The organism is Micromonospora sp. MH99 (genome assembly GCF_021442385.1).
Lineage (GTDB): Bacteria > Actinomycetota > Actinomycetes > Mycobacteriales > Micromonosporaceae > Micromonospora.
This window is the reverse complement of record NZ_MUZA01000009.1, coordinates 13,714-34,438: the sequence shown is the minus strand read 5'-3', so window position 1 is coordinate 34,438 and position 20,725 is coordinate 13,714. Positions and strand designations below refer to the sequence as shown.

At 72.4% G+C, this 20,725-nt stretch carries 21 protein-coding genes; 9 read left to right on the top strand and 12 right to left on the bottom strand.

What is annotated here, in order from left to right; all coding sequences use genetic code 11:
- Positions 1–325 precede the first annotated feature (325 nt).
- The 3 genes from B0E54_RS07145 to B0E54_RS07135 form a co-directional block, all read right to left on the bottom strand.
- Positions 326–1,510, bottom strand: a complete 1,185-nt coding sequence (locus tag B0E54_RS07145) for an FxsB family cyclophane-forming radical SAM/SPASM peptide maturase (protein WP_234582466.1) — start codon at positions 1,508–1,510, stop codon at positions 326–328.
- A 47-nt stretch (positions 1,511–1,557) separates the two neighbouring features.
- The gene (fxsA, locus tag B0E54_RS07140; RefSeq protein WP_234582465.1) at positions 1,558–1,749 is read right to left on the bottom strand and encodes an FxSxx-COOH cyclophane-containing RiPP peptide; all 192 of its coding nucleotides are present in this window, start codon (positions 1,747–1,749) and stop codon (positions 1,558–1,560) included.
- A gap of 187 nt (positions 1,750–1,936) precedes the next feature.
- Positions 1,937–2,272: a helix-turn-helix transcriptional regulator gene (locus B0E54_RS07135; RefSeq protein WP_234582464.1), complete on the bottom strand. Its 336-nt coding sequence runs from the start codon at positions 2,270–2,272 to the stop codon at positions 1,937–1,939.
- A gap of 98 nt (positions 2,273–2,370) precedes the next feature.
- Here B0E54_RS07135 and B0E54_RS07130 point away from each other — a divergent pair, with 98 nt between their 5' ends.
- Positions 2,371–3,390 (top strand): NADPH:quinone reductase, encoded by a 1,020-nt coding sequence (locus B0E54_RS07130; protein ID WP_234582463.1) that lies wholly within the window; start codon positions 2,371–2,373, stop codon positions 3,388–3,390.
- 205 nt (positions 3,391–3,595) lie between these two features.
- Complete coding sequence (locus B0E54_RS07125; RefSeq protein WP_234582462.1) at positions 3,596–4,729, top strand: glutamate--cysteine ligase; 1,134 nt, start codon at positions 3,596–3,598, stop codon at positions 4,727–4,729.
- 33 nt (positions 4,730–4,762) lie between these two features.
- Here the strand turns inward: B0E54_RS07125 and B0E54_RS07120 are convergent, their stop codons facing one another.
- On the bottom strand, positions 4,763–6,547 hold the full coding sequence (locus B0E54_RS07120) for an N-acetylglutaminylglutamine amidotransferase (RefSeq protein WP_234582461.1): 1,785 nt from the start codon (positions 6,545–6,547) through the stop codon (positions 4,763–4,765).
- 118 nt (positions 6,548–6,665) lie between these two features.
- Positions 6,666–7,094, bottom strand: a complete 429-nt coding sequence (locus tag B0E54_RS07115) for a MarR family winged helix-turn-helix transcriptional regulator (RefSeq protein WP_234582460.1) — start codon at positions 7,092–7,094, stop codon at positions 6,666–6,668.
- Positions 7,095–7,189: 95 nt separating this feature from the next.
- Here B0E54_RS07115 and B0E54_RS07110 point away from each other — a divergent pair, with 95 nt between their 5' ends.
- The 4 genes from B0E54_RS07110 to B0E54_RS07095 all read left to right on the top strand — a co-directional run bounded on the left by B0E54_RS07110 (position 7,190) and on the right by B0E54_RS07095 (position 11,758).
- Positions 7,190–8,968: an ABC transporter ATP-binding protein gene (locus B0E54_RS07110; protein ID WP_234582563.1), complete on the top strand. Its 1,779-nt coding sequence runs from the start codon at positions 7,190–7,192 to the stop codon at positions 8,966–8,968.
- Positions 8,969–9,014: 46 nt separating this feature from the next.
- Positions 9,015–9,566, top strand: coding sequence for a hypothetical protein (locus B0E54_RS07105; protein WP_234582459.1), 552 nt, complete (start codon positions 9,015–9,017; stop codon positions 9,564–9,566).
- A gap of 93 nt (positions 9,567–9,659) precedes the next feature.
- On the top strand, positions 9,660–10,154 hold the full coding sequence (locus tag B0E54_RS07100) for a hypothetical protein (protein WP_234582458.1): 495 nt from the start codon (positions 9,660–9,662) through the stop codon (positions 10,152–10,154).
- A gap of 59 nt (positions 10,155–10,213) precedes the next feature.
- Positions 10,214–11,758, top strand: coding sequence for an NAD(P)-binding domain-containing protein (locus tag B0E54_RS07095; protein ID WP_234582457.1), 1,545 nt, complete (start codon positions 10,214–10,216; stop codon positions 11,756–11,758).
- On the opposite strand, the gene B0E54_RS07090 is transcribed toward B0E54_RS07095, so the two are convergent.
- The 4 genes from B0E54_RS07090 to B0E54_RS07075 all read right to left on the bottom strand — a co-directional run bounded on the left by B0E54_RS07090 (position 11,742) and on the right by B0E54_RS07075 (position 15,493).
- The gene (locus tag B0E54_RS07090; RefSeq protein ID WP_234582562.1) at positions 11,742–12,341 is read right to left on the bottom strand and encodes a nitroreductase family protein; all 600 of its coding nucleotides are present in this window, start codon (positions 12,339–12,341) and stop codon (positions 11,742–11,744) included. The two genes, B0E54_RS07095 and B0E54_RS07090, sit on opposite strands and share 17 nt — an antisense overlap.
- Before the next feature lie 134 nt (positions 12,342–12,475).
- Positions 12,476–13,627, bottom strand: coding sequence for a glutamate--cysteine ligase (locus B0E54_RS07085; RefSeq protein ID WP_234582456.1), 1,152 nt, complete (start codon positions 13,625–13,627; stop codon positions 12,476–12,478).
- Between the two features lie 47 nt (positions 13,628–13,674).
- Positions 13,675–14,838: a M20/M25/M40 family metallo-hydrolase gene (locus tag B0E54_RS07080; RefSeq protein WP_234582455.1), complete on the bottom strand. Its 1,164-nt coding sequence runs from the start codon at positions 14,836–14,838 to the stop codon at positions 13,675–13,677.
- 91 nt (positions 14,839–14,929) lie between these two features.
- Positions 14,930–15,493, bottom strand: coding sequence for a carboxymuconolactone decarboxylase family protein (locus tag B0E54_RS07075; protein WP_234582454.1), 564 nt, complete (start codon positions 15,491–15,493; stop codon positions 14,930–14,932).
- A 286-nt stretch (positions 15,494–15,779) separates the two neighbouring features.
- On the opposite strand from B0E54_RS07075, the gene B0E54_RS07070 reads away from it, so the two are divergent.
- The gene (locus B0E54_RS07070; protein WP_234582453.1) at positions 15,780–16,742 is read left to right on the top strand and encodes a DUF559 domain-containing protein; all 963 of its coding nucleotides are present in this window, start codon (positions 15,780–15,782) and stop codon (positions 16,740–16,742) included.
- Between the two features lie 55 nt (positions 16,743–16,797).
- On the opposite strand, the gene B0E54_RS07065 is transcribed toward B0E54_RS07070, so the two are convergent.
- The 3 genes from B0E54_RS07065 to B0E54_RS07055 all read right to left on the bottom strand — a co-directional run bounded on the left by B0E54_RS07065 (position 16,798) and on the right by B0E54_RS07055 (position 18,650).
- Positions 16,798–17,148, bottom strand: a complete 351-nt coding sequence (locus tag B0E54_RS07065; RefSeq protein WP_234582452.1) for a hypothetical protein — start codon at positions 17,146–17,148, stop codon at positions 16,798–16,800.
- A 178-nt stretch (positions 17,149–17,326) separates the two neighbouring features.
- Positions 17,327–17,830: a hypothetical protein gene (locus B0E54_RS07060; protein WP_234582451.1), complete on the bottom strand. Its 504-nt coding sequence runs from the start codon at positions 17,828–17,830 to the stop codon at positions 17,327–17,329.
- Positions 17,831–17,960: 130 nt separating this feature from the next.
- On the bottom strand, positions 17,961–18,650 hold the full coding sequence (locus B0E54_RS07055) for a hypothetical protein (RefSeq protein WP_234582450.1): 690 nt from the start codon (positions 18,648–18,650) through the stop codon (positions 17,961–17,963).
- A gap of 339 nt (positions 18,651–18,989) precedes the next feature.
- Between B0E54_RS07055 and B0E54_RS07050 the strand changes: the two genes are divergently transcribed.
- Positions 18,990–19,439: a ribonuclease domain-containing protein gene (locus B0E54_RS07050; protein ID WP_234582449.1), complete on the top strand. Its 450-nt coding sequence runs from the start codon at positions 18,990–18,992 to the stop codon at positions 19,437–19,439.
- Between the two features lie 327 nt (positions 19,440–19,766).
- Entirely contained in the window at positions 19,767–20,708 is a 942-nt protein-coding gene (locus B0E54_RS07045; RefSeq protein WP_234582448.1) for a hypothetical protein, read from the top strand.
- Positions 20,709–20,725: the final 17 nt, after the last annotated feature.

Here is a 20,725-nt window from a genome sequence, read left to right as displayed (position 1 = left end):
AACGTCAGGCCGGCGCGCGTCGCCGCGGCAGCCGCGAGGGCGGCCAGGTAGGCGGGGCCGGCGGCGCCGTCGAGCGCGGCGCGGGCCCATCCGGTCACCGGTGGGTGGGTCAGCACCGCGGCGACAGTTGCCGGGTGGGCGTGCTCGGCGCGGGTGAGCAGCTCCAGACTCTGCCGGACCAGTGGCTCGCCACGGCAGGCGCGGGCGGCGGCGACGGTCAGCAGCCGACGGCGACCGAGCTGCCCGCCCCGCAACACCGCGATGGTGGAGGCGTCGCCGTGGCCCTGGGCCAGTCCGGCGAGCTGCGCCGCCGACAGGGGGCCCGTCACGGGCGTGCCACAGGCGTCGGCGCGCTCGCCCCGGCGACGCGGCGGCGCAGCGCGTCCAGGTCGGCGGTCACCACCGTCCGCACGTGCTGGATCAGCCGCAGCAGGTCGGCACAGTAGACGGACGGGTGGGTGAAGCCGGCGCCGTCGCGGAAGCGGTGCGCGTACAGGCCGCCGCCGCAGACGTCGACGACCGGGCAGGCCCGGCAGGCCGCCGCGAGCGCCGCGGTCCCGATGGGACGCCCGGCCAGCGACGGGTGGCGCAACGCCTCGTCGAAGCTGTGCCGAAAGACGTCGAAGCCGGTCCGCATCGCCGACGCGGTGGTCGTCTTGAGCGTGTCGGTGCCCTCGATCGTGCCGTCGGTCTCGATCGTCATGACGTCCGGCTCGGCGGCGCCCAGCGCCTGGGTGCCGCTGTGTCCGCCCAGCAGCAGCGCGATCAGTGACTCGAACAGTCGGATGCCGGTACGCCGGGGGGTCTCGGCGTACCAGCTGTCGAAAATGGCGATCAGCCAGTCCGCGTACGGGGTGGCGGGGTCGTCGGGGTGGCGCCCGGGTGGGGGAGTGCTCCAGTTGCCGTGCGGCAGCAGCAGATCCAGTCGGGGCGGGTCGAACTCCCGCAGGCCCTCGTAGACGGCGATCGGGTCGTTGGCCAGGTCGACGGTGCACAGCAGACCTGCGTAGCGGGCCCGGTGTTCGGGTCGGGCCAGCAGGCGCAGCGCGGCGGCCACCTCGGCGAAGCTGCCCCGGCCGTCGGCGTGGCGGCGGTGGCGGTCGTTGGCGACGCGGTCGCCGTCCACGCTCACCCCGACGTCGATGCCGTGCGTGTGGCACAGGTCGAGCGTCGCCTCGTCGAGCAGGAGCCCGTTGGTCTGCATCGCCACGTCGAGTGCGACGCCGCAGGGCATCGCGGCGCGCAGCGTGCGTACCGTCCGGTCGAGCACGGCGGGGCCGGCGAGCAGCGGCTCCCCGCCGTGCAGCACCACCCGGACCCGGTCGGTGCCGTGCCGGGCCACGTGGGCGGCGAGCCGGTCGGCGACCCGGCTCACGGTGCCGGGTGCCATCACCCGTGGCCGGTCCCGCCAGCCCTGGTCGGCGTGGCGGTAGACGTAGCAGTAGTCGCAGGCCAGGTTGCACCGGGAGTGGACCTTCAGCACCACCTGACGGATGCGGGGCGCGGCCACGGCAGGGCGGTGTCCGGTGGCCGACGGCGGGGCGTCGGCCGGCACGGTCAGAAGCTCGACTCGAACGCCGACACGTCGCCGGGCCGGCCCGGCTCACCCTCGGCGGCGAGCGTGCCCAGCACGTGGGCCAGGACGCCGTCACCGGCGCCGGCCAGCAGGTCCGCCAGAGGGACGTCGCCGAGCTGCACCAGAGCGGCGCCGACAGTGCCTCCGATGGGTGGCTGGTCGTGGTCAGCCACCGTGGACCGTCCTTCGGTCGAAGACCGGCACCTGAGTCACCGCTGCGCTCACTCCGCCTTTCTACACCATCGCACCCGACCCCGGACGGCACGACACCGCAGCCCGTACGCGCTGGCCACCGTGCCGTTACCTGGCGTACGACCGGGGTCGCGCGGCGGGCCTGTCGGAACCCGTTCGCGACGCGGGTTACCGCGCGGCGGCACGGGCGGGGTCGGGATCGCGGAGCATGGCCAACAGCCCGGGAAACCGTTGTTCCACCTCGTCGTGGCGGAGCGTGACCAGCCGGCGGATGCCGTCGACGCGGGTGCGGATCAGGCCGGCGTGGCGCAGCACCTTGATGTGGTGCGACAACGTCGACTTGCCGATGGTGACGCCGGTGTCCCGCAGGGCGTCGCTGCCGCACGTCCAGTCCCCGGCGGCGTCGAGGGCGCGCACGAGCGTGAGCCGTACCGGGTCGGCGAGCGCGCTGAGCACGACGTCGATCGTCACGGTCTCGATGGCGGGTTCGATCACCTCGGTCACGGGACGAAGCCTAGCCAGCTGTTGCGGAAAGTACGACTCTCATCGTACTGTTCGATCTGGCTCGAACAGTACGACGCAGATCGAACATTGGATGGACCTTGAAGGCGATCATCTACCGCGACAACGGCGGCCCCGACGTCCTGCACCTCGTCGAGCGTGACCGGCCCACGCCCGCACCCGGCGACGTCCGCGTCCGGGTCGCCGTGTCCGGGGTCAACCCGACCGACTGGCAGGCCCGCTCCGGCGTCGCCCACCGCAAGCTGTTCCCCGAGATCACCCCGCACCTCGACGGGGCAGGTGTCATCGACGCCGTCGGTGACGGGGTCGACCCGGGCCGCATCGGTCAGCGGGTGTGGCTGTTCATGGCCGCCGCCGGGCGACCCACCGGCACCGCCGCCGAGTTCACCGTCGTACCCGCCGATCAGGCGGTGCCGCTGCCCGACGAGGCCGGGTTCGACGTCGGCGCCTCGCTCGGCGTGCCCGCGCTCACCGCTCACCGTGCGCTGACCGTCGCCGAGGGCGGGCCACGCCGTCTGCACCCCGGCGCGCTCGACGGCACGGTGGTGCTCGCCGCCGGCGGGGCCGGCGCGGTCGGCCACGCGGTGATCCAACTCGCCCGCTGGGCGGGTGCCACCGTGATCAGCACGGTCAGTGGCCCGGAGAAGGCCAGGCTGGCCACCGCCGCCGGAGCCCACCACACGGTCAACTACCGCGAGGGCGACCCGGCCGCCGCCATCCGCGCCGTCGCCCCCGACGGCGTCGACATCGTCGCCGAGGTGGCGCTGGGCGCCAACCTCGCTCTGGACCTGGCCGTGCTGCGCGCCCGCGGCACGATCGCGACGTACGCCAACCAGGGCGGGCGGCCCGTCGAGCTCAACGTCGGGCAGAACATGGTGCTCAACACGCGCCTGCAGTTCCTGGTGCTCTACACCGCCGGCCCCCAGGCGCGCGCCGCAGCCGTCGAGGACGTCGCCGCCGCGGTGCGGGACGGCGCAATGCCGGTCGGCGCGCGGCACGGCCTGCCACTGCACCGCTTCCCGCTGCACCACACCGCCGACGCGCACCGGGCGGTGCAGGACGGCGCGGTCGGCAAGGTGCTGGTCGACGTCGCACCCTGACGGTCGACCGCCCACCGCGGCACGACGCGACTCCGGACTTGCCGGACGGCCACCGCTACGGCGGACACAGCACCCGAAACCGGACGGCCGGGGCGGCGCTGCCACCGGGGCCGAGCGCGCGTTTGCCGCCCGCCCGGGCCGGGAAACCGAGCCGCCCGTCGGCCGGGGTGTCCACCCGTGGCCGCAGCAGCGGATGGAGGCGGCCATGGCGTACCGTCCGACGACCGTCGACACCGTGCCCGACCTCGGCACCCTCACCCTCGGCGTCGAGGAGGAGTTCCTGCTGCTCGACCCGGACAGCGGCCGGAACCTGCCGGTGGCCGACCAGGTGCTGGCCGCGCTGCGCGGCCCGGCCCGCGACCAGAGCCGCCAGGAGTTCCGGCACAGCATGGTGGAGATGGTCACCCCGGTCTGCGCCGATCTCACCGAGCTGCGCACCCACCTGGTGACGCTGCGCCGCTCCGCCGTCGAGGCCGCCGCAGCGGCCGGGGCCCGGCTCGTGGCGGTCGGCGCCACCCCGGTGGCCGAGCCGCACCGGACGGTGCCCGACCGGCCGCGCTACCACGCGATGTCCCGGCGGTACGGGCCGGTGGCGCACGACCCGGCGGTCTGCGGCTGTCACGTGCACGTCGGGCTCCCGGACCGGGAGCTGGCCGTGCAGGTCTGCAACCACCTGCGGGTGTGGCTGCCGGTGGTGCAGGCCATCACCACCAACTCGCCGCTGCACGACGGGTACGACACCGGCCACGCCAGCTGGCGGTCGATGCAGTTGGAGCGCTGGCCCAGCATCGGGCCGACGCCGTACTTCGACTCGGTCGCCGACTACGACCGCACCGTCGACGAGCTGATCGCCGCCGGCATCATGCTGGACGCGGCGATGGTCTACTGGTACGCCCGGCCGTCGTCGGCGTACCCGACGGTGGAGGTCCGTGTCGGTGACGTCTGTCCGACGGTGGACGACGCAGTGCTGGTCGCCGCCCTGGTCCGCAGCCTGGTCGCGACACTTGCCGACGACGTACGCGCCGGTGCGCTCGCCCCACCCGTGCGCGACTGTCTCGTCGCCGCGGCGCACTGGCGGGCGGCCCACGACGGCCTGGACGGCGAGCTGATCGACCTCCGCGCCGGCGGCACCCGACCAGCCTGGGACCTGGTGGACGAGCTGATGGCGGCGATCGCCCCGGCGCTGCTGCGTCACGGCGATCTCGGCTACGTGCTGGCCCAACTGGCCCGGCTGCGCCGCGACGGTACCGGCGCGACCCGACAGCGACGGGTGCTGGAGCACACCGGGGATCTGCTCGCGGTCATCGACGACCTCGCCGCGCACACCGCCGCCGGCTGACGAGCGGCCCGCGTCTCGCGGGTGCGGCGCGGTTCACCGGATGTCGTGGGTCTGCAACCACAGTTCCAGCAGACCGAGCTGCCACAGCTTGTTGCTGCCCGCGGCGGCCTCGGCGCGGTCCGGCTCGGCGAGCAGCCGCGCCACGTACTCGGGGCGGAACAGGCCCCGCTCGCGCGCGACCGGGGCCTGCAACGCCTCGGCGACCAGCTCGCGCACCGGCCCGTCCACGTTGCGCAGCGCCGGCACCGGGAAGTAGCCCTTCGGCCGGTCGATCACCTCGGCCGGCAGCACCTCCCGGGCGACCTCCTTGAGCACCCCCTTGCCGCCCTGGGCCACCTTGTGCTCCGGTGGGCAGTGCGCGGCGAGGGTGACCAGGTCCTGATCCAGGAACGGCGTACGCACCTCCAGCCCCCAGGCCATGGACATGCTGTCCACCCGCTTCACCGGGTCGTCGGGGAGCATCAGGTGGGTGTCCAGGCGCAGGACGGCGTCCAGCGCGGTCTGCGCCCCGGGCGCGGCGAGGTGGCCGGTGAGCAGGTCGCGACTGGCGTCGTGTTCCAGCGCGTACGCCGGGCCGACGATGGCGCGCAGCTCGTCGTGGTCACGGTCGAAGAAGGCGGCGGCGAACGTCTCGGCGGCGCCGTGACGGGGCGCCTCGGTCAACGGCTGGTGGTAGCCGTAGCCGGCGAACACCTCGTCGGCGCCCTGCCCGGACTGCGCCACCTTCACGTGCCGCGCCACCTGCTCCGACAGCAGGTGGAAGGCGACCACGTCGTGGCTGCCCATCGGCTCGGTCATGGCCAGCACGGCGCGTCGTACGGCGGGCGCCAGGTCATCGTCGGCGAGCCGGATCCGATGGTGGTCGGTGTCGTACGCGCGGGCCACCAGGTCGGAGTAGTGGAACTCGTCGCCGGACTCGTCGCCCCGGCTGTCGAAGCCGATGCTGAACGTGCGCAGGTGCTCCTGGCCTGCCTCGGCGAGCAGCGCCACGATGAGGCTGGAGTCCAGGCCGCCGGAGAGCAGCACCCCGACCGGGACGTCGGCGACCAGCCGCCGACGTACCGCCGCGCGCAGCGCGTCGCCGATCGCGGCCCGCCAGTCGGCGGCGTCCATCCCCGCGTCGGCCGGCTCCCGTACGTAGTCGGGCTGCCAGTACACCTGCTCCCGGCTGCGCCCGTCGGCCTCGATCACCCGCACGGTGGCGGGCGGCAGCTTGCGCACACCGCGCAGCACGGTGCGCGGCGCGGGCACGATGGAGTGCCAGGACAGATAGTGGTGCAGCGCCACCGGATCGATGCCCGTGTCGACGTCGCCGGCGGCCAGCAGCGCGGGCAGGGTGGAGGCGAACCGCAGCCGTCCCGGTGCCTCGGCGAGGTAGAGCGGTTTGATGCCGAGCCGGTCGCGAGCCAGGATCAGCCGCCGCCGTGGCCTGTCGACCAGCCCGATCGCGAACATGCCGACCAGGTGGTCGACGAAACGTTCACCCCAGTGGGCGTACGCCACCAGGATCACCTCGGTGTCGCTGGTGGAGTGGAAGGAGTACCCGGCGTTGCGCAGCTCCTCGCGCAGCTGCGGGTAGTTGTAGATGCACCCGTTGAAGACCAGTGCCAGGCCCAGGTCGTCGCGCACCATCGGTTGACCACCGGCATCGGACAGGTCGATGATGGTCAGCCGCCGGTGCCCGAGGAGCACCCAGTCGTCGGCGTACAGGCCCTCGTCGTCCGGGCCGCGCGAGCGCATCGCCTCGGTCATCCGGGTGACCGCCGCCGCGTCGGGCGACCGGCCGTCGAAGCGCGCCTCCCCGCTGATCCCGCACATCAGGCGGGGTGGTGGTGGTTCAGGGCAGACATGAGCGCCTCCTGTCACGTCTCCCCGGCTGGTGGTGGCGGGGGTCCGGCGAACGAACGGGGCGGCTGCCTACCCGCGCGCGGGGCGGTTATGCGCGCAGCGTGCGCAGGATGCGGGCCAGTTCGGCGCGATCGCTGTCGGGGAGGTGCCCGAAGAAGCGATCGGCCTCGGCGCGGCGGGCGGCCCGGATGGCGGCGCTGACGCGGGTGCCCTCGTCGGTGAGCGCGACCAGGGTCGCCCGGCGGTCGGCCGGGTCGGGTCGGCGCTCGACGAGCCCTCGGGCCTGCAGATCGTCGACGACCTCGGTGGCCGAGCGGGGCGCGATGTGCAGGTGCTCGGCGAGTGTGCCGGGGCGTACCTCGCCGTGCCGGCCGAGCACCCCGAGCGCCCGGGACTGGCTGGGGGTGACGTCCCACGGCGCCAACGACTCCCGGGTCTGTCGGCGCAGACGGGACGCGACCGCCCAGAACGTCTCGGCGAGGCTCTCGTCGCCGCTGTCGGTGGTGTCCTCGGTCACCGGAATACGGTAGCAGCCGATACTGTTGTTCCCTCATGTTGAGGTAACCTCAGCATATCCCGACTGGAAGGCAGTGCCCCTTGGAACGCACCCCCATGGGCCGCGACCGCGGCCACCGCACCGTCAGCGCCGAGGAGAAGACGCAGGCCCGCCAGGTGTCCCTGCGCCGCATCGGCCGCCTGTTCACCCCCCACCGGCCCGCGCTGGCCATCGTCACCGCGATCATCGTGCTCTCCTCAATCGTCGCGATGGCCAGCCCGTTCCTGCTGCGAGAAGTGATCGACAGTGCCCTTCCGCAGGGCGACGTGACCCTGCTGGTCTGGCTGGTCCTCGGCATGGTCGCCGTGGCCGCCGTGACCGCCGCCCTCGGCGTCGTCCAGACCTGGATCTCCACCCAGGTCGGGCAGCGGGTCATGCACCGGCTGCGCACCGACGTGTTCAGCCACCTCCAGCGGCAGTCACTCGGCTTCTTCACCCGCACCCGCACCGGCGAGGTGCAGTCCCGCATCACCAACGACATCGGCGGCATGCAGTCCGTGGTCACCTCCACCGCCACCGCCGTCGCCGCCAACCTCACCACAGTGGTCGCCACCGCCGTCGCCATGGTCGCGCTCTCCTGGCAGCTCTCCCTGGTCTCGCTCGTGGTCCTCCCGCCGGCCGTCTGGCTGACCCGCCGGGTCGCCCGGATGCGCCGCGAGATCACCGACCAGCGCCAGCGTGAACTCGCCGACCTCAACGTCACAGTCGAGGAGGGGCTGTCGATCAGCGGCGTACAACTCTCCAAGACCCTCGGCACCGGCCCCGCCCTGATCGACAGGTTCACCGCCTCATCGGCCCGCCTCGTCGACCTGGAGCTGCGCAGCGAGCTGGCCGGCCGCTGGCGGATGGCCTCGATGAGCATCATCTTCGCCGCCGTGCCGGCGGTCATCTACCTCGCCGCCGGCCTGCCCGGCACCGCCGGCACGCTGAGCATCGGCACCCTGGTCGCCTTCACCGCCCTGCAGGGCGGCCTGTTCCGCCCCCTGATGGGCCTGCTCAACGTGGGCGTGTCGCTGACCGCCTCGCTGGCGCTGTTCGCCCGGATCTTCGAATACCTCGACCTGCCGGTCGACGTGGCCGACCCCACCGAGCCGGTCCGCCTCGACCCCGCCCGGGTCCGCGGACACCTGCGCCTGGACGACGTCACCTTCGGCTACCCCGGCAGCGACACCGCAGCCCTCGCCGGCATCACCCTCGACGTGCCGGCCGGCACCAGCCTCGCCCTCGTCGGCGAGACCGGCTCCGGCAAGAGCACCCTCGCCGGACTGGTCAGCCGCCTGCACGACCCCACCGCAGGCCGGATCACCATCGACGGCATCGATCTGCGCGACCTGCGCCTGACCGACCTGGCCGCGATCGTCGGCGTCGTCAGCCAGGAGACGTACCTGCTGCACACCACCGTCCGGGAGAACCTGCGCTACGCCCGGCCGGACGCCACCGACGCCGAGATCGAGGCCGCCGCCCGTGCCGCCCAGATCCACGACCTCATCGCCGGCCTGCCCGACGGGTACGACACGATGGTCGGCTCCCGCGGGCACCGGTTCTCCGGCGGCGAGAAGCAACGACTCGCCATCGCCCGTACGCTGCTGCGCGACCCGCGCATCCTGGTCCTCGACGAGGCCACCAGCGCACTGGACACCGAGACCGAACGCGCCGTGCAGCGAGCGTTCGACGTGCTCGCGCAGGGGCGTACGACAATCACCATCGCCCACCGCCTGTCCACGATCCACGACGCCGACCAGATCGCCGTACTCGACCACGGCAGGATCGTCGAGACCGGCGACCACAACAGCCTGCTCGACCGCAACGGCCGCTACGCCACACTCGCCGCCTGAGAACGGCGAATACAACACCACGGTGGCGGGATGACAGGCTCAGCATATGGAGAGCGTTCTGACGCAGCTGCCCGCCCTGCTCGGCGTACTGGTCGGCACCATTGGCACGATGGTCGCCACCACGGTGACGGAGCGTGCCCGATGGCGACGCAGCCAGAACGTCCGCTGGGACGAGCGGCGGTTGGACGCGTACGCCGATTTCACCCGCGCGGTGAAGGAGATCCACCTGGTCTCCCTGGGGATGCTGAGCGGTCACCGCCCCGGCTCCCGTACGCCCACGTTGGACCGCGAGGACGGGCTGGCCCGGCTGGCCGAGGCGGACGTGCGTCATACCCTGACCTGGGAGGCGGTCCTGCTGCTCGGTGACGCGACGACCGTACGTGCGGCCTCCACCTGGCGGCGTGCCGTGCGGAACCTGGAGCAGGCGGCGCGGAGTCTGCCGACCCCACCGGACAACCTGGCCGCCATGGTCGGGCAGGCCGACGAAGCCCGCGACGACTTCTACCAGGCCGCCCGCGACGGCCTCGGCGTAGGCGGCGGGACCGTGGAGCAGTTTCGGCGTCCAGTCGAGGGACGGATCCCGACGGCACGGCACTGAGCAGTGTGGAAGCCGAACTCGTTGCCACGCGAGCCGTAGGTGGCGTGGGACATCTCGGAACACGCCGCCTACGCGGGCGGCCTCGCTACACGCGTGGCCGATTTGCGGCAGCGTTTTCCCGACGCGCTCGTGACGTGCGACGTTGCCGGCACGTTCTCCGGGCCCGAGCTCATCTGCTGGAACGCGCACCCGCGCGAGACCTGGGTGTGGGTGTTCGAGGCGGATGATTCTGCGGGGGCACGGCGGGCTTCGGCTCGGCTGGAGCAGCTCCTCACGGCTCCGCACGAGCTGACCGCTGTCGTGGGCAAGCCGGTGGTGGCCGGCCCGAACGACGTCTTCGAGAAGGACTCCGTCACCGCGTCCAGCTACATCGACGTGGACCGGCGGATCGAGGTCCGGAACGGGCCCGGAGACGGCATCCAGCTGTTCCGGGCGTTCGACATCGAGGGTTTCGACGACACCGCGCAACGGGTCGCGATCAACCTGGCGCTCGGTGCCGCCTACAAGGCGGATCGCGACTCCCGAAGGGCGTTGGGTTTCCGGCGCGACGGTCTGTCCACGCACTCGCGTGGTGACGAACGGCATTGACACGGATCGCTTCGCATCCCATGGTCGATGGATTCATCCCTCCGTCGAAGGGCCGCAGGATGCTCAGCAGTGAACACCGGTACGTCATCGTCGGGGCGGGGCCTGCCGGCCTTCAACTGAGCTACTACCTCCAGCAGCACGGCGCCGACTACCTGACGCTGGAGAGCGGCGACGAGCCCGGCGGTTTCTTCCGGCGGTTTCCGCGCCACCGGCGGCTCATCTCGCTGAACAAGGTGCACACCGACAGCGCCGATCCGGAGATCCGCCTGCGCTGGGACTGGAACTCGCTGCTCAACGACTCCCCGGACCTGCTGTTCCCGCGCTTCAGCGAGGAGTACCTGCCGGCCGCCGACGACCTGGTGCGGTACCTCGCCGAGTTCCAGCGGGTCCACGCGCTCAACATCCGTTTCGGCACGACCGTGGAGCGGATCACGCGCAGCGGCGACGGCTTCGTCGTGGGCACGGACCAGGGCGAGGTGCGCGCGCGCTGCCTGGTCGTCGCGACCGGCTGGGGCCGGCCCTTCGTGCCGGCCATCAAGGGCATCGAACATGCCATCGGGTACGAGGACATGGACGTCGATCCCTCGGCGTACGACGGTCAGCGGGTCCTGATCATCGGTAAGGGCAATTCGGCTTTCGAGACCGCGTCGGCCATCCTCGGCCGCGCGTCGATGGTGCACCTCGCCAGCCGGCAGCCCTTGCGACTGGCGTGGAACACCAAGCATCCCGGGGACGTACGTGGCCAGTACGGCGCGATCCTCGACAGCTACCAGTTCAAGACGCTGCACTCGGTGCTGGACTGCACCATCGACGAGATCCGGCCCGTCGACGGGCGGTTTCGGGTGTCCATCACGTACACCCACGCGGAGGGGGAGACCGCCGAACTGGATTACCACACGGTGCTGCGGTGCACCGGGTTCCGGATGGACACGACGATGTTCGACGAGACGTCCCGACCCGACCTGGTGCGTGACGGCCGCATGCCCGGCCTTCGCCCCGACTGGCAGTCCAGCAACATCGACGACCTGTACTTCGCCGGCACGATCGCCCAGGCGCGGGACGCGAAGCACGCGTCGTCACCGTTCATCGACGGCTTCCGGTACAACCTGCGGACGTTCACCCGGATCCTGCGGGAGCGCTACGAGGGCGTGCCGCTGTCGTACGCGACGACGCCGGCCGATCCCGTGTCGCTGACGAAGCTGATGCTCGACCGCGTCAACTGGTCGTCGGCGTTGTGGACCCAGTTCGAGTACCTGTGCGACGTCTTCGTCCGCGACGACGCGACCGGCGACATCCACCACTACGAGGACCTGCCGGAGGACTACGCCGTGGAGCGCTTCGCGGCGGCCACCCAGTGGTACACGCTCGCGTTGCGGTGGGGCCGGGACGACTACGGCGACGTCTTCGCCATCGACCGGCACCCGACGCCCGACCGGGCCCGGGAGAGCGCCTTCATCCATCCGGTGATCCGGCGTTACCGCGGCTCGGAACTCGTCCACGAACAGCACCTGCTGGAGGATCTGCTGGCCGAGTGGCGGCGCCCGGACCGGCACGTCGAGCCGTTGGTCGAGTTCCTGACCGGGGACCTCACCAGCGGATCATGATCTCGTCGAGGGGTTTGCGGGCCAGATCGGGGACGTGGGCGTCCGCCGTGGGATAACCCACGGGCATCACGACGTACGGGCGCTCCTCCGCGGGTCGCTCGCACACCTCGTTGAGGAACCGCATCGGGCTGGGCGTGTGGGTCAGCGTGACCAGGCCGGCGTGGTGCAGCGCGGTGATCAGCAGGCCTACCGCGATGCCGACGGACTCCTTGACGTAGTACGGCTTCGGGCTGTGCGGCCCCTGATGCACCTCGAACACGACGATGACGGCCGGTGCGGTCTCCAGGAACGGTTTGCGCCAGTCGGTGCCGAGCCCGGCGATCGCACCCAGCCACTCCGGCGAGGCACGGCGGTCGTAGAACGCCCGTTCCTCGGCCTCGGCGGCCTCGCGCAGCCGGCGTTTGCGGGCCGGGTCGGTCAGGACGACGAACCGCCACGGCTGCACGTTGGCGCCGCTGGGCGCGGTCGACGCCGCCCGGATCGCGGCCTCGACGACGCCGTCGGGCAGGGGGTCGCTGGCGAAGTCCCGCACCGACCGGCGCTGCGCCATCCGCTGTGCGAACGCCTCCGCCTCGCGCACCATCTCGGCCGCCGGTCGGCGGTGGTGCTGGATGGGCACCCTGGGTATCAGGTCGGTGTCGTTCACCTGTGGCCTCCGTGCTGACGTGTGCCGGCCTTCCGGTTCGTCCAGCATCTCGGAGCCGACGCCGCCTGTCGTTACGCAGGCGTGCCCTCTTCACGGGCGGGCACGTCGGGGGCGGTCCGGCTGACGAGCTCGTCGACCACGTCGGTCAGACGGCCGCGCACCGCCCGGGCGGCACGCTGACGGGTCGCGCCGTCGCCGTCCGCGGCGAGCCACTTCAGCCAGCCCTGCACCCGTTCGCGGTCACCGGCCGCGTCCAACGCCGGCCGGGCGCGCTCGACGAGCCGCTCGGCGAGGGCGGACGCGGGCAGCAGCCGGCCCGTGCCGACGTCGACGCCGTGGCCGCCCATCCCGTCGCGGGCGGCCCGCCAGTACGCGAGCCGCAGCAGCTCGGGAACCAGCCGCGGCCCCTCGTCGCCCTCATCGACGGCCTCCCCGGCGACGACGACCAGGGCCCGCACCAGGGCGGCGAGCGCCGCGGACTCGGCGGCGGTCACGGGGACGTCGGCCACCCGTACCTCGAGCGTGGGGTGGTGTGCGGACAGGCGCAGATCCCAGAAGATCGTGCCGTGGTCGACCAGCGCGCCGGCGTCGAGGAGCATGTCCACGTGGTCGTCGTACTGCCGCGCGGAGGTCAGGTACGGCGGCGGGCCGGCCACCGGCCAGCGCCTCCACGTGATGCTGCGCCAACTCGCGTAGCCGGTGTCGCGTTCCGCCCAGTAGGGCGAGTTGGCGGTAAGGGCGATGAGCACCGGCAGGTGCGCGCGCAGGTGGTTGCCGATCAGCACGGCCCGGTCCCGGTCGGGCTGCTGCACGTGGACGTGCACCGCGCAGATCGCCAGCTCGTCGTGCAGCCCACGGAAGGTGGCGGTGCCCCGATCCTGCCGTGGCCCCTCGGTCAGCGGCGGCGGCACGGCACCGCCCAGCACCGGCGAGCCGCTGGCGATCACCCGCAGACCCGCCGAACGGGCCGCGGTCTGTACGGCGGCCCGGCCCTCGACGAGCTGCGCGGCGAGATCGTCGACGCTCTGGCACGGGTCGGTGCGGGTTTCGAGCTGGAGCTTGGTGATCTCACCGCCCACCCGGGCACCGAGCGTCGGGCGCGCGCCGTCGACGACGGTGGCCGCCTCCGGTACGACCTCGCCCCGGTCGGCGTCGACGACGAGGAATTCCTCCTCGACGCCGAGCGGGGGAATGAACGATTCCGAGTGCTGTCCCGTAGGCATGCCGAAGCCGACCCCTCGCTGCCGGTCACGCACCGGCGAGAAGCACGTTACGGGATGTCGTCGATGAGTCGCACCCTGCCATCCTCCATCGTGGACAGCGCGTCGACGAGTCCGGCGAGCAGCGCCGTCCGTTCGGGCATCCGGTCGAGGCAGACGTACTCGTCGGCGGCGTGCGCCCCGCCGCCGACCGCGCCCAGGCCGTCGAGGGTCGGTACGCCCAGCGCGGCGGTGAAGTTGCCGTCGGACGCGCCGGCCGCGTACGCGCCGGTGAGACGCGGGATGCCCAGCCGGCGGGCGATCGACTGGGCCACCTCCAGCAGTGGCCGCGCGAGCTCCGGGGCCATCGGGTAGCGGTTGATTCCACCCTGCACGGCCAGCGTCGCCTCGGGCAGGAACGGGACGAGCCCGCGGATGGCGTGATCGACGCGTTCCAACTCGTCCCTCGTCCAGGCCCGGACGTCGACGGCCAGGCTGGCGCGCTCGGGCACCGTGTTCGTCGTGGTGCCGGCCGAGAGCAGGGTAGGTGTGACGGACGTGCCGCCGCTGTCGGCCGCGCCGAGCGTGCCCAGGGTGAGCACCTGGTGGGCGACCTCGACCGTCGCGTTGACACCGCGCTGGGGTTCGACGCCGGCGTGGGCCGCCCGACCGGAGACGGTGAGGCGGTAGACCGAGCCACCCTTGCGGGCCACCTTCAGGTGCCCGTCCGGGGTGGCCGCCTCGCAGACGAGGACCGCGCCCGAGCGCCGCGCCTCGCGTTCGATCAGCTGCCGCGACGAGCCGGACCCGCTCTCCTCGTCGCAGGTCAGCAGCACGCCTACCGACGAGGTGTCCTCGATCAGGCTCAGGGCCGTGAACATCTGCACGATGCCGGCCTTCATGTCGCACACGCCGGGCCCCGTCGCCACGTCCCCGCGGACGGTGAAGGGCCGGGACCGGATCGTGCCCACCGGGAAGACGGTGTCGAAGTGGCCGAGCAGCAGCACGTGCTGATCGACGGCCGGCCACAGCAGGTGTGGCAGGCCGTCGATCACGACCCGCTGGGCGGGCCGGCCGAGCACGTCCTTTCCCCAGTCGGCGAGCAGGTCGGCGCAGGACTCCAGCTCCGGCAGTGAGCCCGGCGCCGACTCGCAGGCGACGAGTGTGCTCAGCCGGTCGACCATGTCGGCTCGGAGCCGGTGGGCGGCGTCGAGCAGGAAGCGGGGACGGTCCATCGATCCCTCCTACCGCACGGCCGACGGGCTTCATCAGGCGTGCCCATCGACGATCGCAGGGGGATCGGGGTGCGGTCACCCGTGGTTGTGCTCAGACCGCCGGTGTCGCGGCCGCCGACCCGTAGCCGACGTCGACGATCCGGTGTGCCATCTGCGCGTACGCCTCCTGGCCCTCGGGTGCGAACGTGCCGAGCCCGTCGACGTACCTGTTGAACATGCAGAACGCGGCGGCGATCAGGACGGTGTCGTGGATCTCCAGGTCGGTGGCGCCCTCGGCGCGGGCGTCGGCGACCAGCTCGCTGGTGACGTCGCGGCCGCTGATCTGCACCGCGCCGGCGATGCGCAGCAGCGCCCGCAGCTTGGCCGAGATGGGGGCGCTGTCGAGGTCCGCGCGTACCTGGTCGACGAGGGTCATGCCCTCATCGAGCTGCGCGGCCGCGAACGCCGAGTGCGACGCGCAGCAGAAGGTGCACTCGTTGCGCCCCGAGACGTACGCGGCGATCAGCTCGCGCTCGCCGGGCGGGAGCGTGTGCGGGGCGCGCAGCAGCACCTCGGCCAACTCGTTGAGCGGCTTCGCCGTTTCCGGACGGTACCGCATCGGGCCGGTGACGCCGGGAAACTCCTTCTCGTCGATCCCGAGATCGATGTGCGCCATGGTGATCCGCCCTCCAACCGTGAACCGCGGCCCGACCGGGAGGACACCTCAGCCGGCGTACGACTGCCCGAGCGGGGCGGCGTGACAGGCGCCGCGCAGCCACGATCTCATCCCGTCCGACGTACGTCTTTCTTCATTCATGCTCTCTTCCACGCCGCAACGCGGCCCCGACCACCGCCTACCACAATCGGATGCGACGTGGGTTGTCGTCCACAAGTGTTGTCGCTGTCCACAGGGGCCTCCGAGCGAACACCTGTCGGCGGCAGGTCGGGGCAGGGTCGGTGCCGTGGATCCGAGGCTGTGCGAACTGCTCGTGCGTGGCGGCGGGCTCCTCGTTCGTCGGGACGTGACGCGTGTGGCGCCGGCGTGGACGATCCAGACCGCCTGGCGCGCGGGGCGGATAGTGCGACTGCGGCCGGGGGTCTACGTGGACGCCGCGCTGATCCGGGACCGCACGTCCGACCTGCCGCCTCTGGCCCGGGTCGAGCCCGAAGTGGCCCGCCGGGCGGCACTCGCGTACGTCAATGGGCGTGGCGCGCTCAGTCGACTGACCGCGCTCGACGCGTGGGGCCTGCGCCGGCAACCACCCGGTGAGCCGGTGCATCTCGACCTGCCCACCGGGTCGGGCCTGCGTGGTCGACCGCATCTCGTGGTACGCCACCGCATCGGGTTCGCGGTCGAGCCGCCGCAGGTGGTGGTACGGGGCGGGATGCCTGTGACGCGACTCGACAGGACCCTTGTGGACTGTTGGTCGCTGCTGCCACCGGTCGACCGGCCTGGGCCGCTCATCAGGGCGGTCAATGACCGACTCACCACGCCACAGCGGCTCGTCGTCGCCCTGGCCGACGTGCCCCGGATGACCGATCGCGCCGCGCTGCGCGGGCTGCTGGATCGGCTCGCCGCAGGTTGCCGAAGCGCACTGGAGATCTGGGGTCACGACCACGTCTTCACCGGTCCGGACATGCCGGCGTTCACCCGGCAGGCGCGGGTGCGGGTCGGAGCCCGGACCATCTATCTCGACATGTTCGCCGAGGTGGAGCGCGTCAACGTCGAACTGGACGGTGCCACCACCCATGGCGATCCGGCCGAACGCGAGATCGATCTCCGCCGCGATGCCCTGCTGGCCACCGTCGGGATACTCGTCGTCCGCTTCAGCCACCGTCGCCTTGTGACGAGTCCAGACCAGGTCCGCGAGGAGACCCGCGCGATCCTCGCCGCCCGCCGTCATCTCTCCATGATCAGGCGATGAGAAGTAGGTCTCAGAAGCTCTCCGGACCTACTTCTCGTCACTTGATCATGGGGGGCTAGGTGGTGGCGAAGGCGAGGGCTCCGCAGCCGATCACCAGTACGAGCACCGTCACCAGGACGATGCTCAGGATGGCGCCTGGGCGCTGGATCAGCGGCTTGCCGGGGTCGAGGGGTGCCGGCAGTGACGCCGCGACGCCCGGCGTCGGCTGGGGCGGGGCGAGCCGCAGGATGCGGCGCAGCCGGAAGCGGTCGACGCCGAGGAAGATCGGAATGCCGATGACACCGACTCCCCACCAGCCGGCGAGCAGGGTCTTGTTCGTGTAATGACGGAACATCGCGAGACCGCAGTTGCGACACATCCACCCGCGCTGCGAGGAGACGACGTACAGGATGACGATGCTCGTCATCGACTGGAAGGACACGTGGGCGGCCGGGTGGCTGCCGCAGAACTGGCATTCCCCGTCGGCGGGTGGGCGAAGGGCAGGCGGTGGTACGGGCGCGGGCGTTGTCGTCACGGGTCGCTCCGGCTGGCGAGAGGGCTGGCGGTGAAAGAGCTGGCGGGTGCAGGAGTTGCTGCGGGCGCCGTCAGCTGGCCGGTGCGGGGTAGCGGTCGCCGCCGTACTGGCGCAGGGCCGCCGCGACCTGGTCGCGCGACTGCCTGGTGCTCTTCAGGTCGGCGATGCGGTAGCCGCGCAGGCCGGTCAGCTCGACGTCGGGCGCCAGCGCGCGCTCGGTCTGGTCGCCGACCCAGACGGTCAGGATGCTCGGCTTCTCCAGCTTGCCGGCGTTGGGCCTCTTCTCGATCGCCACCCGGCTCACGTCCGACCAGGCGAAGTCCACCGTCGCCTCGCCCCTGGTCCAGGTGATGCCCTGCGCACCGATGCGGACGGCGAACGCCTGGCGGCTCTCCCGCACCGCGCCCAGCCCGCCGATCAGGGCGAGCAGCGCCATCACGTAGCCGACCCAGCTGCCGAAGGTGAACTCCCGGCCCATCGCCGCCAGGATCTCCGGCGAGAACACCAGGACGACCGCCAGCACGAGCAGTGCGGGGCCCTTGGCGTACGGCTTCCAGTTCCGTTCGAGTTCCATCGTGTGTTCCTCCCCCGTGCCTTCCCCGAGCGGAAGGACGGGAGGATGCTAGCCAGCCGGGCCGGCGTTGGCGATCATGGCAGAACGCGCGGATCAGGAACAATCGGCACGAAGGTCGATGCCAACCCGATCAAGATTTGGTAGCGCGGAGATGAAGAAGTTCGCCGATCCACCGCGCGGCCTCCCGCTGGGCGGCGAGCAGGTGCTGGCGGGCGTCGACCACCTCCTGGTCGGCGTCCGCGTCGAGGTGGTCGCCCAGGAGCGTCGTCCACCGTCGGCTCAGCTCCTCGGCGTACGTCGCCCGGCGCAACTGCTCGTCGAACTGGTACTCCAGTTTCACCATCCGGTCGACGTGCGGCCGCAGCGCCGGCATGATCCGCTCGTCGAGCCGGACGGCGGCGTCCGGTCGGCAGGTGATGACGACGTCACCGCGCTGGTAGCGCCACTCGGGCTCGTCGGCGAGCGCCCGCTGCAACGCCACCTCCAGGTCGGCTGCCCGGTGCGGCGGCAGGTCCCGGGCGGCGTCGGCGGCGAGCCGGGTCAGCCGTTGGACGGCGTTCGGTTGGAAGTACTGCACGTACCAGCTCAACACCTCGGCGCGCAGGCTGGCCGGTGAGGACCAGGCGAACGTGGCCCGGACGTAGAACGAGTAGACGTATCCCCGCGCGGGGACCGCGATCGGCCGGGGCGCGTCGCGCTGTTCGATGAGCGGCCCCGGTGGGGACGGTCCGGCCCCCGCGCCGACGGGCGCCTCGTCCTGGAGTGCCGCCACCAGCCGATCCCACGTCCGTGCCCACCACCGCCAACCCCGGACACTCACGTCTCGGACGATGGTCAGCCCACGTACGCCCCGCCGACGCCACAGGTCCGCGGGCCTCGGCCTCTCCTCGGGAGCGTCCGTCATGGCACCCCTTCACGGTCACCGATCCGCCTGCCACGCTAACAACCAATGACCGATATGCCCGTAGCCGCGCCGATGGCCCCGGTTGGGTCGGCACTGGTCTGGGCGGGGTGCGCCCGCGGGGTCATCGTCCGGGGTTCACCGATCATTGTGGAGCAGTTGAGGTGCGCGGGCTGTCGCTGACGGCCCGCACGGGCGAGACTGAGTCCGGTCCGCCAATCACGCGGATCGATGGATCGGATGGTCTGGAGGCAGCCTGTGTCCACCCTCGTGTCCCCGCTGGCCACGCTCGGCGCGATCCGCCGGCGTACCACCACCCTCGCCCTGCTCCTCACCATGATCGCCGCCGCGCTGGTCGGCCCGTCCGTGGTGGCCCCCCGGTTGACCGACTCCGCGTCGGCGGCGGTCTACAGCTCCTGCACCGTCAGCCGCTGCGCGGACGCGCGCACCGCCCGCTCCGGCTGGTCCGCCAAGGGCTTCCCGACCAGCCGCGGCTGGTACTCCTGGAGTGGCGGGCTGTCCAACTTCGCCGGCGGCCGCTTCTACAACAACGAGGGTCAACTGCCCGCCAACGCCACCTACTACGAGTACGACGTGTACCCGCGTACCCAGGGCGCCGCCCGCGACGCGTACCGCATCGTGGTGAACCGCAGCAGCGGCGTCACCTGGTTCTCGCCCAACCACTACACCGACTTCTACCGGCTCTGACCGACCCGAGGGCCGGCCGGTCGCGGTCGGCCCTCGAGGCGTCGCCCCGGCCGGATCGGCGCGGTCGGTGACGGCCCGCTCGCACGAGTGACCGGGGCCGGACAGCGCCGTGCGCCGGGGTCGCGCCTCCCGCCGGGACCACGCCAGCCCGAGGACGCCCTGGGCGCAAACAGCCGGCCCCGACTGTGCGGGTGCTCAGTTCCCGACAGTCCGGGCCGCGTCCGGGCGCGGTGACGGTGGTGGTGACGCTCGCGTGACGGCCCCTTCGCGATCCTCGTGCCCAGCCGGGCGGCGTGCCCTGGCCGGGGCAGCGGGGAGGCCGGTGCGGTGGACTTCGTCGACGGGGTGCTGGTGCGGTTGGCCGATCCGGGCACCCGCGCCGCCGTCTTCGACGACGCGTCGCTGGCCCACCTGGTCGAGGCCGCGTACGACACCGAGGCGATGCCTGTCGCGCCCCCGTACGCGGCGGTCTTCGACGAGCTGACCCTCGGCTTCGCCGCCGCGCCCGCGACGCTGGCCGAGGGGGAGTGGCTGGGCTCCGGCGGCACCACCCGTACCGAGCTGCGCGTCCGGCTGCACGGCCTCGGCGGGTCGGCGCTGCGTATCGACGCGCTCTGGCGGGGCAGCCTGGTGGTGCGCACGAGCCTGGCCCGGGACCGGGTCGAGGACCTCGACGTGGCGGTGCCGGCCTTCGACGTCGACCCGCAGATCATCGCCGACCTCGGCGCGTTGCCGACCGACCCGGCGCTGTTGGAGACCGAGCGGCGCACCCGACTGGTGGCCCGGCTGCGCGCCGGCCTGCACCAGCCGGCCGCGTTCACCGACGCGCACCTGGACCGGCTGCTCGCCGGCGTCGGCGCCGCGAACGCGGGCGACCTGGTGGCGCGGATGCGCGGGCAGACCGCCGGCGCCACGGTGCGGCTGCGCTACGCGGCGCCACCGGCCACGCCGCCCACCCCCCGTCCACTGCCGTTCGCCGCCGCCGTGCTGATCCGCGACCGAGGCTTCTCCCTCGCCGACCTGCTCGTCGAGACGCGGCTGGTCCGGGCCCGCGCCGAGGAGTTGGGCCTGGACGTGCCCGCACCCGACGACGTCCGGCGGCGGCACCGGGTGGTCGCCGTCTGGGTGGTCCCCATCGAGACGTTCGACGACGACGGTTGGCCCGGCGGTGACGCCGGCACCGCCGCGCAGAAGCGGGCCACCCGGTTCGCCCGCGCCGGCCAGTGGCTCGCCCGCAGCGGCATCGGACTGGCCGCCGTGCCGACCTGAGAACCCAGACCAGCAGC

Excerpts from the sequence above, each read along its gene's own strand:
- B0E54_RS07125 (WP_234582462.1), top strand. The coding sequence starts at position 3,596 with ATGGCGTACCGTCCGACGACCGTCGACACCGTGCCCGACCTCGGCACC.
- B0E54_RS07120 (WP_234582461.1), bottom strand. The coding sequence starts at position 6,547 with ATGTGCGGGATCAGCGGGGAGGCGCGCTTCGACGGCCGGTCGCCCGAC.
- B0E54_RS07110 (WP_234582563.1), top strand. The coding sequence starts at position 7,190 with ATGGGCCGCGACCGCGGCCACCGCACCGTCAGCGCCGAGGAGAAGACG.
- B0E54_RS07105 (WP_234582459.1), top strand. The coding sequence starts at position 9,015 with ATGGAGAGCGTTCTGACGCAGCTGCCCGCCCTGCTCGGCGTACTGGTC.
- B0E54_RS07095 (WP_234582457.1), top strand. The coding sequence starts at position 10,214 with ATGCTCAGCAGTGAACACCGGTACGTCATCGTCGGGGCGGGGCCTGCC.
- B0E54_RS07090 (WP_234582562.1), bottom strand. The coding sequence starts at position 12,341 with ATGGTGCGCGAGGCGGAGGCGTTCGCACAGCGGATGGCGCAGCGCCGG.
- B0E54_RS07085 (WP_234582456.1), bottom strand. The coding sequence starts at position 13,627 with ATGCCTACGGGACAGCACTCGGAATCGTTCATTCCCCCGCTCGGCGTC.
- B0E54_RS07080 (WP_234582455.1), bottom strand. The coding sequence starts at position 14,838 with ATGGACCGTCCCCGCTTCCTGCTCGACGCCGCCCACCGGCTCCGAGCC.
- B0E54_RS07075 (WP_234582454.1), bottom strand. The coding sequence starts at position 15,493 with ATGGCGCACATCGATCTCGGGATCGACGAGAAGGAGTTTCCCGGCGTC.
- B0E54_RS07065 (WP_234582452.1), bottom strand. The coding sequence starts at position 17,148 with ATGACGAGCATCGTCATCCTGTACGTCGTCTCCTCGCAGCGCGGGTGG.
- B0E54_RS07060 (WP_234582451.1), bottom strand. The coding sequence starts at position 17,830 with ATGGAACTCGAACGGAACTGGAAGCCGTACGCCAAGGGCCCCGCACTG.